This is a genomic window from Shewanella sp. WE21, from assembly GCF_002966515.1.
GTDB classification, from domain to species: domain Bacteria; phylum Pseudomonadota; class Gammaproteobacteria; order Enterobacterales; family Shewanellaceae; genus Shewanella; species Shewanella oncorhynchi.
In genome coordinates this window covers 2,487,477-2,503,032 of the sequence record NZ_CP023019.1, presented here as the reverse complement: position 1 = coordinate 2,503,032, position 15,556 = coordinate 2,487,477, and the positions used below count along the sequence as shown (strand labels likewise).

The 15,556-nt window shown below is 45.3% G+C and carries 14 protein-coding genes; all 14 read right to left on the bottom strand.

The features are described from left to right. Positions 1-62 precede the first annotated feature (62 nt). Positions 63-557 (bottom strand): MSHA biogenesis protein MshF, encoded by a 495-nt coding sequence (locus CKQ84_RS10905; protein WP_105251277.1) that lies wholly within the window; start codon positions 555-557, stop codon positions 63-65. 50 nt (positions 558-607) lie between these two features. Then, positions 608-1,828, bottom strand: a complete 1,221-nt coding sequence (locus tag CKQ84_RS10900; protein ID WP_105251276.1) for a type II secretion system F family protein — start codon at positions 1,826-1,828, stop codon at positions 608-610. Positions 1,829-1,830: 2 nt separating this feature from the next. Beyond that, positions 1,831-3,591, bottom strand: coding sequence for a GspE/PulE family protein (locus CKQ84_RS10895; RefSeq protein ID WP_105251275.1), 1,761 nt, complete (start codon positions 3,589-3,591; stop codon positions 1,831-1,833). Continuing rightward, complete coding sequence (locus CKQ84_RS10890; RefSeq protein ID WP_105251274.1) at positions 3,588-4,901, bottom strand: lipopolysaccharide assembly protein LapB; 1,314 nt, start codon at positions 4,899-4,901, stop codon at positions 3,588-3,590. The genes CKQ84_RS10895 and CKQ84_RS10890 overlap by 4 nt, the downstream gene beginning before the upstream one ends. Then, entirely contained in the window at positions 4,898-5,806 is a 909-nt protein-coding gene (locus CKQ84_RS10885) for an ExeA family protein (RefSeq protein WP_105251273.1), read from the bottom strand. Before CKQ84_RS10885 ends, CKQ84_RS10890 begins: the two co-directional genes overlap by 4 nt. A 6-nt stretch (positions 5,807-5,812) precedes the next feature. Beyond that, positions 5,813-7,495, bottom strand: coding sequence for a pilus (MSHA type) biogenesis protein MshL (gene mshL, locus CKQ84_RS10880; protein WP_105251272.1), 1,683 nt, complete (start codon positions 7,493-7,495; stop codon positions 5,813-5,815). A 14-nt stretch (positions 7,496-7,509) separates the two neighbouring features. Continuing rightward, entirely contained in the window at positions 7,510-7,830 is a 321-nt protein-coding gene (locus CKQ84_RS10875) for an MSHA biogenesis protein MshK (RefSeq protein ID WP_105251271.1), read from the bottom strand. After that, the gene (locus CKQ84_RS10870; RefSeq protein WP_105251270.1) at positions 7,817-8,467 is read right to left on the bottom strand and encodes an MSHA biogenesis protein MshJ; all 651 of its coding nucleotides are present in this window, start codon (positions 8,465-8,467) and stop codon (positions 7,817-7,819) included. Before CKQ84_RS10870 ends, CKQ84_RS10875 begins: the two co-directional genes overlap by 14 nt. Continuing rightward, on the bottom strand, positions 8,464-9,066 hold the full coding sequence (locus tag CKQ84_RS10865) for a fimbrial assembly protein (RefSeq protein WP_105251269.1): 603 nt from the start codon (positions 9,064-9,066) through the stop codon (positions 8,464-8,466). The genes CKQ84_RS10870 and CKQ84_RS10865 overlap by 4 nt, the downstream gene beginning before the upstream one ends. Then, positions 9,063-9,941, bottom strand: a complete 879-nt coding sequence (locus tag CKQ84_RS10860; RefSeq protein ID WP_105251268.1) for an MSHA biogenesis protein MshI — start codon at positions 9,939-9,941, stop codon at positions 9,063-9,065. Before CKQ84_RS10860 ends, CKQ84_RS10865 begins: the two co-directional genes overlap by 4 nt. A gap of 245 nt (positions 9,942-10,186) precedes the next feature. Beyond that, positions 10,187-12,130: an RNase E specificity factor CsrD gene (csrD, locus tag CKQ84_RS10855; RefSeq protein WP_105251267.1), complete on the bottom strand. Its 1,944-nt coding sequence runs from the start codon at positions 12,128-12,130 to the stop codon at positions 10,187-10,189. Between the two features lie 185 nt (positions 12,131-12,315). Beyond that, on the bottom strand, positions 12,316-13,560 hold the full coding sequence (locus CKQ84_RS10850; RefSeq protein WP_105251266.1) for a malic enzyme-like NAD(P)-binding protein: 1,245 nt from the start codon (positions 13,558-13,560) through the stop codon (positions 12,316-12,318). A 522-nt stretch (positions 13,561-14,082) separates the two neighbouring features. After that, entirely contained in the window at positions 14,083-14,295 is a 213-nt protein-coding gene (rpmE, locus tag CKQ84_RS10845) for a 50S ribosomal protein L31 (RefSeq protein WP_063883331.1), read from the bottom strand. A gap of 181 nt (positions 14,296-14,476) precedes the next feature. Further along, on the bottom strand, positions 14,477-15,490 hold the full coding sequence (locus CKQ84_RS10840) for a FimV/HubP family polar landmark protein (RefSeq protein WP_105251265.1): 1,014 nt from the start codon (positions 15,488-15,490) through the stop codon (positions 14,477-14,479). Positions 15,491-15,556: the final 66 nt, after the last annotated feature.

Here is a 15,556-nt window from a genome sequence, read left to right as displayed (position 1 = left end):
ACCTCAGAAATTTTATTCTAACAGTTAAATCAATTTTAAAAAGCCATTGAGTTAACAATATTTTACGGAGCAGTCAAAAAAATGACCCTGCCAGAGTTCAGTTGATAGCCTAAACTATCGCCATTTTTAGACCGATAGTGGCAGCTATTATCCTTAGCCAAATAATCCGCCTCTAGACCTAAATTATCAGTTTCAGCGCCCATTAACTGTTGCCACAAATCTTGGCAGCCTTGATCATTTAAGTGCTTAGGTTGTGGCCATCCTAAATCATTGATATCGACAACACTCGACTCAGTTTCTGGGGAGAGATTATCAAATACCTCCCAGTTCAACTGCAATTGCGCCGGCTTACCCAAAGACAACCACTGGGAACGCACCATCACCAGCACATTTAAAAAACGAGCGTGTTCCACTTCCAATCCACGAGTCGCTATTTGTGGTAGCGTAAAAAAGTACTTAGCTCCGATCACCGCCATGATAACCAATACAATTCCAATGGCGATCATACGTCCATAGATACGTAATAGATCGCTTTCAGCCTTTTGCTGAGTCTGCATTTAACCTCAGTCCCACGTATAAGATAGGAAATAAATATTATCCATATCGCTTACTTACCGCCTTTGACCACATTGAGCATATCCCACATTGGCAGGTATATCCCCAAGGCCAACACTAAGACAATCACGGCCACAAAACCGATCAAAATTGGCTCCAATTTCGCGGTGAGGTTCTTTAAATCATAGTCTACTTCGCCCTCATAGAAATCTGCCGCATCATTAAGTAATTGATCGATTTGCCCCGTTTCTTCGCCCACAGCCACCATTTGCAGCACTAGTGGCGTAAATAACTTGCTCTGATTCGATACCCTCAGCATAGAGTCGCCAGACTCTATGCCACGGCGCATACCGACTATCTTGTCGTGCATGTAGGCATTATCTACCGCGTCGGCCACTAAACTTAAGGCCTGCGTCATCGGTACGCCCGCACTGAGCATCATAGAGAAACTGCGACAATAACGGGCTAACGTCGAACGCTCAATAATCGACCCTACGGCGGGAATGTGTAACTTCCACTTATCCCACTGCTTCTCGCCTTTTTCCGTATGGTGCCAGTAACGAATGCCAATAATAGTGCCAATCAGCGCCACCAACATCAGCGCCCAATAATTCACGAATAGATTTGATGTACCAATCAACACTTTTGTCGCCCACGGCAAGTCGGCGCCAAAACGAGAAAACATCTCAGCAAACTTAGGGATCACCATGATATTGAGGATCACCATAGCGAGCGCAATCGCAATCAATACAAAAATGGGATAACGCATGGCCGATTTAATTCGTCGCCGCGTCTCTTGCTCACGCTCGATATAACCTGAAAGTTGAATGAAGGCATCTTCTAACTTACCCGTGTTCTCCCCCACGTGCACCATAGAAACAAACAAAGAATCAAACACATCGGGATGTTGATTCATGGATGATGACAAGGGTCGCCCTGCGGTGAGGTGCTCAGAAATATCATTAAGCGCATCTTTCATTCGCTGGGAATGCGCCGTTTCAGATAAGCCTGCAATCGCCCGCAAAATAGGAATGCCAGAACGGGTCAAGGAGTACATTTGTCGGGTAAAAATCTGTAATTCTTCTAACGCGACTTTGCCACCAAATAACTTAGTCAGTGAGAACGACTTAACCACTTTGGCGACTTTGACTTCAAGGGGGATAATGCCACGCGCCAATAGCATGTCAGCAGCGGCACTTTCCGACGCGGCATCCAATTGTCCCGTAACGGATTGACCTTGACCACTGCGTCCACGGTATTGATAAATTGGCATAATTACGCCTCAACGCCTTGTTGGCTGATAATATCCTTCGACAAAGGTATCTGAGATTCACTCACGTCTTCCACCAACTTAGCAACCTCTTCAATCGTCGTCATGCCTTCGCTCAGATATTGCAAAGCTGACTCAGCGAGTGGGGTGAAGTTAGGGCTCTGCAACGCGGCTCTGGCAAAATCCTGCGGATTACCAGTACGCATAGCATCGATCATCTTTTCATCTAGCTCGAGAATTTCAAAAATACCAATACGGCCACGATAACCACTGCCATTACAACTCTGGCAACCCGTACCAATTCTAAAATTCGCATGGCTAAAATCTTTACGACTCACACTACTCAGCCAGGCTTTTTCCTGCGGTGTCGGTTGATACTCTACCCCACAGTTATGGCAGACACGGCGCACTAAACGCTGGGCAATAATCACCCTTAAGGCACTAGCAACTAAATAACTCGCAGCGCCCATATCGAGTAAACGCAGCGCACTGGTGACCGCATCGTTGGTATGCAAGGTCGATAGCACAAAGTGACCCGTTAATGCGCCCCTAAGGCCAATCTCCACGGTTTCTTGGTCTCGCATTTCCCCCACCATGATGATATCGGGGTCTTGACGTAAGGTGGTGCGTAATACATTTGAAAAGTTTAAGCCAATCTTATGGTTAACTTGTACTTGGTTGATCCGCGGCAATTGATACTCGACCGGATCTTCGACCGTGATGATCTTACGGTCGGCGGTATTGAGCTCGCTCAAAATACCGTACAAGGTGGTCGTTTTGCCGCTACCCGTTGGACCTGTGACCAGTAGCATGCCGTGGGGACGTTTAATCTGTTTACGAATACGCGCCAAAATAGCAGGCGGCATACCGGTTTCGTTTAAGGTCAATAAACCCGCCGATTGATCGAGCAAACGCATCACCACAGATTCGCCGTGGTAAATCGGCATAGTAGACATACGCACATCGATATGATGACCTTTGATTTCCATATGAAAACGACCATCCTGCGGCAAACGTTTCTCGGAAATATCGAGACCCGCCATCAACTTAAGTCGTAATACTAAAGCCGCGGCAATATTAACTTCATTCAGAATCGTTTCATGTAGCTGACCATCGATACGCTGGCGAATACGTAAGGCTTTATCACCGGGTTCGATATGGATATCCGAGGCGCGCATTTGCACCGCATCTTCAAAAATCGACTGCAGCAACTTAACCACTGTGGTTTCATTGTCACTGTCGCCCGACGTGAGGCTGGCTAAATCGAACATCTCATCGGCGGCGTATTCTTCTTCGAGCTTACCGGCAATCTGGGCAATTTGGTCTGTACGACGATATAAGTTATCAAACGCTTGCAGCAGTTGCTGCTCGGGCGCTACCGCTAACTTCAAACGCTTAGGTGCGATAAGCATTTCGAGGTGATCGAGCGCCTGCAAATCCGCGGGGTCGCTCATTGCAACCAATACGCTATCGCCCCGGTCTTCAACCGCTAAAGCGCGGAAACGTCGTGCTTGCACCTCAGGAATAAGATGCACCACTTCCGCAGGGATAGGCATTTTACTGATATCCAGCAAAGGCACATTCAATTGTTGCGACAAGAACTGCAGTAACTGATGTTCGGTAATCGATTGCAAATCAATCAGAGTACGACCCAGTTTTTTGCCCGTATTGCGCTGCTCGGCCAACGCCTGTTGCAACTGCGCTTCAGTAATAATGGCTTCTTGAACTAACAGATCGCCCAAACGCATTTTTAATCTGGGTTTCATTGGCTATCTCCTAGCTGAGTCAAACGTTGTTCAATAAAGGCACTCGCCTGCGCCGATAAGCCTCTATGGCCTAAAGCAGTCCGATAGGCTTGGCGTGCTTGGGGAAATTGTTGCTGCGAATCGAGCGCATAGGCCAGCCCCATCCACCATTTAGCCTGTTGAGGTTCTTGTTGCAATAATTGTCTATAGGCTTGTTCTGACAACGAAAACTGTCCTAACTTTTGCGCTAAATCCGATTGTGCCATCCACTTTTGTCTCGCCAGTGGATGCGTGTCAGGTATGTTGGCTAACGTCACTAATGCGAGATCAGCCTGACCAGAGGCTTGCTGAACCCGAGCAAGCAATAAGGCAAAGTCTAACTGCTGTGGGAATAACAGCATGCCTTGCAGTAACACTTCACTGGCTTTGGCTAATTGACCTTGCCCATAATGCAGCGCAGCTAACTGCTTGCGCGCTTCATGCATACTGGGATCAAAGCCTAATGTTTGCTCATAATAACTAATGGCATCTTTGAGTTTGCCATCCCTTTCAGTCTCATTCGCTAATGTGAACCGCTTCTGCGCCAGCTGCTTTGGGGTCAACTTCACCTCAGTAATCGCCATTTGCCCTTGCTGTTGGGGCGTGAGTCGATTAGTGCCTGCATCAGCTTTAACTTCTTGTACTTTAAGCTCATTGCTCGCGTTAAGTTCATTATCGGCAGCAACACTGGCACGTTCTGACATCATTAATGCAGAGGGTGCGGCAGCAGTGACCTCGGCGCTTCGCACACTCGATGTCACACGATTTGACTGTGAATGGCTTGGCTCGCTTGACGTATTGACTAGGCCATCGGCGAGTACTGAGCTCTCATCTTGTTGCCGTTGTGACTCTTGTTCAACATCATGTTCTGATTCAAATTCTTGCGGCTGATTAAGTACAACGTCGTCGACACTGGGTTCAAGCTCTTCATTCTTAGTCGTAAACTCCTGCGTCGTCGCAACTTTAAGCGGTTCTTCGACGACAACGACGCTTGCTGAAGGCTGCCTCGAAGTAATCTTGTCTACCTGCACAGGCTCGATTTGAGTCTGAGTAGATTCATTTTGCCCATTTGTTTGAGCCGAAATAGTCGCTTCAGCAGGCTTTGCCATGAAAAGTTGCCAGCCATAAACCAGAGCGCCACCGAATAGCAATGACACACCACAGAGCAGCAGCCCGTTAAACGGAGCCCGCCTGCGAGCTAAATATTGCACCTGTGGCTGAGCCACGTTGCTGAGCTCATGCCCCTGCTGACGCTTATCGAGATCCTGCAGCATCTTGTTGATCACGCTCATACAACACCCCTGAAAAAGTGTTGTAATCCCAAACCGAAAGCCACTGTCATCAAAGTGAAAAAAGGCAACCATTTCCACGATAATAATCGGCGAACACTTGCATCTTCGGTGTCTTGAATTGCGGCTTTAACGTGGGAGGTTTGCACACGAGTAGCGCCTTCGCCGAAACTCAATAACAAGGCTTTATGGGCAAGAATATTGATCAATCTGGGGATCCCTCGGGACGCATAGGCTATCTGACGTGTTTCCCGTGATGTAAAGAGTGGTTCGCCCGCACGCCCAGCGATAGCTAACCGGTGGCGAAGATAAGCGTCGGTTTCATCCCATGTCAGTGGGCGAAGGTTGTAGCTAAAAGTAATCCGCTGTCTTAATTGCCTAAATTCTTGGCGTTTAAGCCTGTCATCGAGCTCGGGTTGCCCAAATAACACTACCTGTAATAATTTGCGTGTCTCGGTTTCCAGATTAGTGAATAACCGCAGCGCCTCAAGACTGTCGTCCGGCAATGCCTGCGCTTCATCGAGTACCAATACGATGGCGTGACCGTGGGCGCTCAAGGCTAAAAGCTGCTGTTGAATAAGTCCTGTGAGTTGCTGCTGGTCGATATTGCTGGTGTATTTAAGGCCCAGCTCACTCGCTACCGCCCAGCGTAATTCAGCTGGCGTGAGATAAGGATTAGGCAAATATGCGCAATGAAACTGACTCGGCAATTCGTTGATGAGCTTGCGGCAAATCAACGTTTTACCAGTCCCCACTTCCCCTGTCACCTTGATAAAGCCTTCGCCCGTTTGCAGCGCGGTTTGCAAGACTTGCAAGGCTTCTACATGTGGCGACAGGCCGAAAAAAAATCCGGTATTGGGTGTCAGTGAAAATGGAGGTTGGCTTAGGCCAAAATGCTTCTGATACATAGAAGCTTACTTTGTCTCCGGATACCAACGATCTAATAAGGTCTTAGAACGTTGCAGCTCCGTTTTCCAAGTATCGACACCGACTATCGTAGGTTTTAACAGAATAATAAGCTCGGTTTTCTTCTTCTGCTTACTACGGTTTTTAAACAATTCACCTAGGAAGGGAATATCACCCAACAAAGGCACTTGCGATACCACTTCGATGTTTTCACTCTTCATCAAACCACCAATCACCACCACATCACCGGAAGCCGCGCGGATGACAGTATCAGACTCACGAATTTCACTCTGAGCTAAGGGTAATTCAAGCAATTCATTACTCACTTTGATATTTTTTCTCTGCTCTTTTACATCGATAACAGATGGATGCACATGCAGTAACACATTGCCGTCACTATCAATTTGCGGCGTAACGTCTAAGGCTATGCCCGAGAAAAACGGCGTAAGCTCGACTTGCGGAGTCGTCACAGGTGTTGTTCCCGCAACTGTGGTCGAAGAAACGTCGGTGACAAAGTACTCATCGGAACCCACTTTAATTACGGCTTTTTGGTTATTCGATGCAGTGACCCTTGGGCTAGACAGTACATCTACATCACCTTGGGTATCTAATAGGTTGATCATAGTCGTAAAGTCAGAACCTTTAATGCTCAACGAGGTGACACCACCCATAGCCGAGGTGATTTTATCACTTAAACCTGGGCCCGCTGATGTACCAAAATTCACATTAGTATTGCCAACATGTCCCAGCACATTATCCCATTGGATACCTTGCTGATAACCATCGGATAATGTGACTTCAAGGATCTTCGCTTCTAAAATTACTTGGCGTTGTAAATGACTTTCTGCGGAATTTAAGAAAGTACGCACTTGGCGTAATTCACTAGGAAAAGCACGAATAGTGACTAAACCCGCCTGCGGCGTAACAACAACCTGACGACCGCCACCCGTTTCGCCGATTATCGAGGATAATGTCTCTTTCAACTCTCCCCAAAAATCTGTCTTAGTACGCGAACGGATAAAAGTACCGTTGCTACTATCGCTACCGCCATTACTACTCGAGTTATTGCCATTACTGCTGTTCGAGTTATTGTTATTATTCGAGCCGCTATTGTTTGAATTGTTATTGTTCGAATTACTATTGGAATTATTGCTATCCGAAATCCGTCCTGAACTCACTGACGTCACAGATAAGCCATCGCGTTCCATGTAGAGATAATTCAGCGGAAACGTCTCGGTACGCATTCCAGCAGGAAACACTCTTAGGATGCGCCCTTCGCGACTGACTTCGTAGCCGTAGATATCTTCAACCACTTGAATTGCTTCAGTTAACGTCACACCTTTAAGGGATAATGAAATCGTACCTTGCACGTCAGGATGTACGGCAACACTCAGCGGTGTACCTTGAACTAAGCTTGGAAAAAATACTTTAGCATCAACATCGTGGGCTGATACATCGAAACGACGCTCAGTTTCCAATGTGGGGGTCAAACCTGATAGCAATGCGCCTGAATTCAATTCCCGCTGAACCGCGTCCGGCATAGTCGCAGGCGGTGGCGTCGTTGATGCCGTTGCCGTCGCCATTGAGGCCGCTAATTCAGCCTTACTCGCCTCCGGCTGTGGCCTATTTGTGGTCTGACACGCCACAAGGCAAAGTGAGAGCAGAGGTGTAAAGTATTTAATCGCTTTCATCTGAGGTGTATTCCCTATCTCTCTGTTATTGCTTGAAACAATGTCAATTTCCGTCCATCGGACAGCGATACATAAGTGGGGGTAATTTTAACGATACTCAGCCCCTGAACGCTGTCGCCAACAGACAATATCTTGTTATTTATCACAGCATAAGCCGTGTTTCCTGAGCTTACTATGCTGTTAAGTACAAGCGCCTGATCCTGCGTTTGACTCGCATGACCCTGCACAGCAAAGCCTTTACCGGGCAAAGTCGGGTCGCGCAGCGATTCAGCAGATACCATAGGGCTACTAACCAATAACAACACACTGATAATATAAGACTTATTTAGAAACACTGATAAAGTCCTTATTAATACTCAAGGTATAAAGTTCAATCTCAACGGTCGCTTTTGGATATTCCGCGACTTTATAGTCGAGACGCTTCCAATAAAGTTTATCTGCCATGGCCTCAACGGCTTCAACAAAGCGCAACACAGAAAAATAATCGCCCTCTAGACTTAAGCGAATACCATGGCTATATAGATTGAGTTTTTTCTCTTCACCCACGGGTAACAAAGGGATGGGCGCTATCGACATAAACTTAACTAATTTAATCCCTTGCACTTGTCCTAGTAAATTACCCAGCAACTGCGGCATATAGTCTGCCGGCACCATATCCACCATCTGCTCATCGAGCTGGGCATCTAGGGCTTGATTCTGTTGCTGCAACAGCACTAAACGCTGTTGGTAATCTTGATTGGGATCTAACGCTAAACGTTGCTGATACAAGTCAATCTGCTGAGCCGAAATCGCGTTTTCCTGCTCTAAGGCTTTTAGCTGTTGTGAAACAGCCACATGGGTTTTCCACAGGGACTCTAAAGGTAAATAACTCAGCATGCCGACCACGGCCAGAATGGCGACTGAGATCAACACTCGCTCACGGCGACTTAGCGCATCAAACTGTTGTCCTAATTGGGCTAACTTTTGCTTCATTGCGCGGCTTCCTCCTTGTTATCGCTTTTCAAGGTAAAGGCCAAAGGTTTATCTTCACCGCGATCCATGCTCATCGACGAGAAAGCTTGCCCCTTTAAAGTCTGCGTAGTTTTGAGTTTGCCAATCCACTGCGGAATGCTTTGAGGATGGTCGGCAAAACCTTCGAACATAAAATCTTGCTCATTAATGACGATATGACTAAGCCAAACACTCGCATCCGACACGACGGCTAAATCTTTAAGAACTGGCGCAAAACCACGGCTAGTTAAAGAAGTCCTAAGACTCAATTCTCCCATGAGTAATTGCTTCAGCTCTAACTGTTGTGCAGCTAAATCGACTCGCGCAACAAGATCGGCATCGGGTTTACGCGCAGCAATTTGTGCTTCTAATGCCTGTTTTTGGGTATCGAATTGCTGCTTTTGTTGGGCAGCCAACTGCTGGGCCTGTTGTAACTCACTGACTTGCCAGTAGCTATAACCACCTAAAACCGCAAATAAGATCGCAAAAACCAAGGCGTAGGCACTTAAACGCGCAAAGGTTAATCTTTGCTTCGGGGGCAATAATGAAGGAGTGTAAAGATTGACTCGGTATTTAATCACTCAGTACCTCGATAAAATTCAGCAAAGGCTAATCCCGCCATTCGCGCGCCAACACAGCTTTTATCAATGACATTCACAGCTTGATTGAAGTTTGCCGAGACTAACTTAGCTAAAGTATCCACGGCACCATCGGCGAGGAGTTCGATAGAAGATACCGGAGCCTGTCTCAATTGACTTTCAAAATAATCCATAGAGCGCTGAATTTCTAAGCTTAAATTGTCTGCCATGCCATAACTTAACTCATCCGCTTGAGTCTTATCCAATTGAGTAAATCCGCGTACGCGACGCTGCATATACAGCTGACCTTGCTTAACCACAGTCAGTAGCAATTCTTGACCGGGATTATGGCTTACCACCAGACGCGCTTGGTTGTCATCATTAAATAGGTTAGTCACGGCTAACTCTTCGATACTAATACCGAAAAGTTGTAAATCTTGTTCATGAATGGCCTGCACCATACTCACTAGCTTAGCTTTATCCACCACCACAACATTGATTTTATTACTCGGAATGGGTGACTCAAAGTAATCCAAATGGATTTGCGGTACAGGTAGCGTGACCATGTCTTTAATTGACCACAACAAGGCTTGGGATAACTCGACAGTATCGACATTCGGTTTATCGGTCAGCAGTAATTGATAAAGGCCTGAAGCCAAAATCAGCTGTAACTGTGCATTAGGAAAGGATTTAGCCACAGCAGCAAACGCCAATGACCAGTGCTCATCTTTCAGCTCAAAGGGTAACCACTGCTCAGCATTCTCTTTTTGGGCAGGTGCGTACACCCATAATTTATCGGCGCAGACATAGACACCAAGGCTAGTCGGTTCTGTTCTCTTCTGCCAAAAGGCTAATCGACCTATAAGACTTTTTTCCATAAAGATGCCTATAACCAACTGAATTTAAAAGCTTGAGTAGTCTCTTTCGCACAAACTTCCTGTCACTCCACTCTCCAGTGCTCCTTGACCTATGACCTGCTCGATACAGAATAAAAACCGCAAACGTCATATTTTTGGCACTGGCTAGTTTAGCCGCAAATGCTCGTATTTTATAGATAAATACGTGAATAATAGGATCTATTTGTCTCTAAGACGACATTAATCACCCAAACACTGAACTTCCCTTACTTAGCCTCTATGGGTTCACTGAAATACATACCCTGCGCTGCGCCAACACCGAGGATTTGCAGTGTCTGCCACTCTTCAAAGACTTCTACCCCTTCGGCGCAGACTTGTACTTCCGTTCGATATAAACCGCCAATCAAACTGCGGATAAATAATTGGTTTTCTGGCCGTAAATGAATATGACGCACGATGGATCTGTGTAACTTAATTAAATCAAAATGGCATTCGCGAATGTAATAAGTACCGACAACCTGCTGACCCACATGATCGACACATAATCTCGCGCCCATTTTACGGATCATATCTAATTTAGGCTGCAACTTTTCTTGATGTTGAATAACGATATCTTCAGACACTTCGAAAATCAGTCGCGTGGTTAGATGGCGATATTCTAATAGCGTCGTTTTTAGCCATTGAGTGAAGGCTCGGCTCATTAGCGAATCCAAACTCAGATTAATACTGTATATCTGCGGCGCTGATTTCTTAATTGTTTGAGCATTCGATACGCCGTCTGCTAATTCATTCGACAATAATAACAATACCCGCTCAATAATTTGCCGTTCAACCTGTGGCATTAAGCCACATTTATTAGCCATTGGAATAAACAGTGTGGCACGGATTAACGCTCCCTGATTATCCCGAGCCCGCGTAAATATCTCTTTATGGTGCTCATTACCATCTGAATCAATTATCGGCTGGCTAAAGGGGAAAAATCGCCTTTGCACTAATGCATTTTCTAAAAAACTACGCCAACGCACTGAGCCTTTGGCAAATTCTTCATCAATCGCGCCTTTGTCATACATAAACCAATTACTATTACCCTGTAATTGTGCCGCCCTTAAAGCCATATCGGCTTCTTCAATTAACTGAGCCGCATTATCGCCTGCGGTAAAATAAGCGCATCCGAGGTGGAAAAAGTTATCGCTATTCTCAACATCAGGCAAAGGCTGGCTTAGACATATCTTGAGTAATTTGCTGGCAAATTGATCCGCTTCAATTAAGGAGATTTGTGGCACGACTATGGCAAATTGATTATGGGAGCGACGGGCAAAAATACTATTAGCTTGAGTTTGCAGCAATTGACTTATCGCATTAACTGTCGAGTTTAATAGCTCTTTCGTCACTGCTTCACCTTGGGATTGCTGCAATAAATCCAGATCATCCATTTCTAATAAATAGATCACCCCGTGGGCAAGCATAGCCTGATTATGACTAAGGGCGTCGAGACGATTATTCAAAAAGAGTCGGTTACCAATGCGAGTTTCCGCATCGAGAAAGGTATTAGAACGGATGAATTTGTCGAAACGCCCCCGCTCCTTTTGTGCGTCTTGTAACTCTTCTAACAACTTAGTCAAAGCACGGTTAATCAGCCTTGGTTTACCATTTCCGGGGGTAGCGAGTGCTTGCTCATGCTTACCTTGCAAAATCAATCGACTGCGTAAGGCTAATTCTTCAATGCCATCGAGCTGCTGTGAAAACCATAAATAACCAAAACGCACTAAGGCAGCCACGGCTAAGATACCGACCAACAAAATCAGAATTTCATACCAACTGAAAGTGTAATGCTCGAAGGGCTGAGTCAAGGTTAACTGCATACGCAAGCCTGATGTCGGCTCTAGCACATGGTCATACACCATCGCATTTTGCGTAGAAAGGTTGCCTTCATAGGCAAATAACACTTCATCTTTCAAGGTCAACCGAAAATTAACGGCATTATAAGCAAGCAACATAGGCGGTAGCCAAGCCTCTAGCTCCCAATCCGGTTGGTGTTGGAACTGATCGACTAACATAGTTTCGAGTTCAGCGACTTTTTGCTGCTGAAATTTATAGGTCAGCTGCACGAAACTCATCATAGCGCTCAGCAAAAATACGAAGGCGATAGCGGCTAATGACATTAACCAAAAGCTGGTTAATTTTGTAGTTAACATTCGGGTGAATTTCATCTATCCACTATCCTGCAGGATTATTATAATTATTTGTGCGATTTTAACAGGAGTACAACAAAGTTGTCCGTTGATTATTCAGTAGCATAACCTAAAAGGCAACTAAGACGCTGTGACTTTAATGTCCACTTAAAAACAAAAAAGAGGCTAATTAGCCTCTTTTTAATGTTTTTACCACTTTTAGCCTAGTCGGCGTATTTAGGTAAAGTGGTGATCGCAGCCACACCAGAGTCGATAGCCGCTTGTGCAACCGCACGGGCAACATTTGGCAATAAACGTGGGTCCATAGGTTTTGGCAGCACATATTCAGGGCCAAAACTCAGCGACGTCACATTAGGATAAGCCTTCAATACACTCGCAGGCACAGGCTCTTTCGCCAGTGATGCAATTGCATGAACTGCCGCAATTTTCATCTCATCATTAATGCAAGACGCACGCACATCCAATGCACCACGGAAAATAAACGGGAAACACAATACGTTATTGACTTGGTTTGGATAGTCGCTACGACCCGTACCCATGATCAAATCACTACGCGTTGCATGAGCAAGTGCAGGTTTGATTTCAGGATCTGGGTTAGAACACGCAAAAATCACTGGCTTATCGGCCATCAGCGCGACTTCTTCTGCACCAATGACGTCAGGACCTGATAGACCTAAAAATACGTCTGCACCTTTAATAACATCAAGAAGCGTGCGTTTTTCGGTATCATTCGCAAATAGTGCTTTATATTCATTAAGATCTGTACGGCCAGAATGAATAACTCCTTTAGTATCTAGCATGTAAATGTTGGCGCGATTCGCACCGCATTTTACCAGCATAGTCATACAAGCGATGGCAGCAGCACCCGCGCCCATACACACAAAAGTCGCGTCGCTTATCAACTTACCTTGAATTTCCAGCGCATTGATCATACCCGCCGCAGTCACGATTGCGGTGCCGTGTTGATCATCATGGAATACAGGTACTTTACAACGAGCAATCAATTCACGTTCGATAACAAAGCATTCGGGCGCTTTAATATCTTCAAGATTGATACCACCAAAGGTGTCAGCAATCGCAGCAACAGTATTAATAAATTCCTCAGGCGTATTATGCGTAATCTCAATATCTGTCGAATCGATATTCGCAAAATGCTTGAACAATAATGCTTTACCTTCCATTACAGGTTTAGAAGCCAAAGGGCCCAAATTCCCTAAACCTAAGATAGCCGTACCATTGGTAATCACGGCAACCGTATTACCTTTATTGGTATAACGATACGCATTGTCAGGATCTGCAGCGATTTCGCGTACTGGCTCAGCCACACCTGGGCTATAAGCTAGGGCGAGATCGTGACTCGTTTCGGCGGGTTTGGTAAGGCAAACTGCGGTTTTGCCTGGTATGGGAAATTCATGATAATCGAGTGCTTGTTGACGAATATCTGACATTTTAAAATCCTGAAATGCGACATTTATAATTTATGAGAGTAAGACCTACCAACACACATCTAGTCTCACCAAAGGGTGATGTTAATAGTCTGGCTGGTCGGGGTAAGATACGCCAATAAGGGGAATTTATAAATAAGAGATTCATAAATTTCACTTTAGCCGCCAAATAGACCCTCTAAGCTTAGTTTTATAAACTTATCTCCTATAATAAAGCTGCATTTCTTAATATGTTTTGTAGGAAACAAACATATATTTTGTAGTTACTGCGCTAGTTGTAGCGACTTAATCTCAAAAATGTTGGTTAAATTACAATATATGGCGACTAGCATATTTATCTTATAGTTAATTGCTATAAATAAGTCGAATTATACACTTGAACTCTCAATACAGAATAAGTTGACGATTTATTGAGTGAAGTCGTACCAGCTAGATATGTAGAATAAGCGGAATAAAGAAAATTGACGAATAACAAAAAGCAAAAAGGCGCCATAGGCGCCTTTTCTAGAAACATTGCAATCGCAATTATTTCTTTGCAAGCACTGCGAAGCGCTTGTTGAATTTGTCGATACGACCGCCGGTATCAACAACTTTTTGTGTACCAGTGTAGAATGGGTGACAAGCACCACATACGTCTAAATGCAGATCTTTACCAGCAGTAGAGTTTACTTTGATAACGTTACCACAAGTACAGTTTGCAGTGATGATAGCGTATGTTGGGTGGATACCTGGTTTCATTGGGGTTACCTCAAAAGTGTAAGGCCATGTCGCTCTTCCAACCCGTAGTCGGACACCACATGCATGTTAATAACAATATGTTTAGGGCGCAGAATGGTACAGCATACCTACAAGGGATACAAGTAGATTATCTGAGCGTTTGCCGGTTAATCTGTGTCTATTTTGACTTTAGTTAAGCGGCTTATTTTCCCGCTTCTTTAGCCTCAAATACCGCCCGCGCCTCTTTAGCATCAGAATGCTGATCCAAAATCATTTTCGAAGGACAAGATAGCACCGCATTGCTCTTGAGTGCATTGATTCTATTCTTCGAGAAAGCCACAGGATTTGCCTCGTAAATCGCCAACATAGCGCCATATACACTCACATCCCAATCCTTGGCATATCGATTGGCGATACGCCACAACGTCTCGCCAGCAAGATACGTTAACTGGCAATGTTCGGGCGTCTGTGAGGCCGTTTCAGCAATATTCTGTTTTTGCTCATTATTTGCCGTTTTCACTATTTCTGGAACCACAGTTTCAGTTGCAGCGTTTTCAACAGCCCCTTTTTCAACAGCAATCGTCTCAGAGGTTTTAGCGAAGGCGTTTATCTCAGTAGCCGACGTATTTTGTTTATTCGCGGCTTCAGGAAATTTAAAGCCAGTCACCACTTCTACCGTTGGTACTTTGGATTGAGTATTTGCAGCAGTAACAACAGTAGCTGCGGGCGTTACCTCTACAAGTAGCTTTGATTCTGCCACCACTTTTACAGGCTTAATGCCCACTTTATCAGCACTTTTGGGGGCGCCCGCTGTGGTGGTATTTTTCGAATCCGAAACCGCTTTTGTCGTTAACGCGGCAGAGGCCGGTTTAGCCGCACCGAATAAATTGATACTTTTGACGTCATACCATCGGTCAAGGCGATACTCTCTCACTAAAAGTTTAGCGCTGCTATCCTTCACATCTTCAACGCCAGTGAGTAAAACTAAAAAGCGATTAATCTCCTCAACCATTAACCTTTCTTCGCCGCTAGCTTGCTGCACGACAAACTCTAAGCGCGACATATCTTGATTGTCTGCGATCACATTCACCCTGAGTTTAGGGTAAGCGCCTAATTCAAACATCCGGCTATTAATGCTCACATGGGAGACTTGTGCCATGCTAGGTGCGCTGCACACCAAAGCAAGTAGACCTAATGATTTCACTATATTAGCCATTTATTTACTCTCAACTATCCTTGGTAAACCATCATTAGGGCTAGCCCTAGCCAGCCGCGCTGAGTA

Bases quoted from the DNA above. Each gene is read 5' to 3' on its own strand.
- CKQ84_RS10905 (WP_105251277.1), bottom strand. From the start codon at position 557: ATGCAGACTCAGCAAAAGGCTGAAAGCGATCTATTACGTATCTATGGA.
- CKQ84_RS10900 (WP_105251276.1), bottom strand. From the start codon at position 1,828: ATGCCAATTTATCAATACCGTGGACGCAGTGGTCAAGGTCAATCCGTT.
- CKQ84_RS10895 (WP_105251275.1), bottom strand. From the start codon at position 3,591: ATGAAACCCAGATTAAAAATGCGTTTGGGCGATCTGTTAGTTCAAGAA.
- CKQ84_RS10890 (WP_105251274.1), bottom strand. From the start codon at position 4,901: ATGAGCGTGATCAACAAGATGCTGCAGGATCTCGATAAGCGTCAGCAG.
- CKQ84_RS10885 (WP_105251273.1), bottom strand. From the start codon at position 5,806: ATGTATCAGAAGCATTTTGGCCTAAGCCAACCTCCATTTTCACTGACA.
- mshL (WP_105251272.1), bottom strand. From the start codon at position 7,495: ATGAAAGCGATTAAATACTTTACACCTCTGCTCTCACTTTGCCTTGTG.
- CKQ84_RS10870 (WP_105251270.1), bottom strand. From the start codon at position 8,467: ATGAAGCAAAAGTTAGCCCAATTAGGACAACAGTTTGATGCGCTAAGT.
- CKQ84_RS10860 (WP_105251268.1), bottom strand. From the start codon at position 9,941: ATGGAAAAAAGTCTTATAGGTCGATTAGCCTTTTGGCAGAAGAGAACA.
- csrD (WP_105251267.1), bottom strand. From the start codon at position 12,130: ATGAAATTCACCCGAATGTTAACTACAAAATTAACCAGCTTTTGGTTA.
- CKQ84_RS10850 (WP_105251266.1), bottom strand. From the start codon at position 13,560: ATGTCAGATATTCGTCAACAAGCACTCGATTATCATGAATTTCCCATA.
- rpmE (WP_063883331.1), bottom strand. From the start codon at position 14,295: ATGAAACCAGGTATCCACCCAACATACGCTATCATCACTGCAAACTGT.
- CKQ84_RS10840 (WP_105251265.1), bottom strand. From the start codon at position 15,490: ATGGCTAATATAGTGAAATCATTAGGTCTACTTGCTTTGGTGTGCAGC.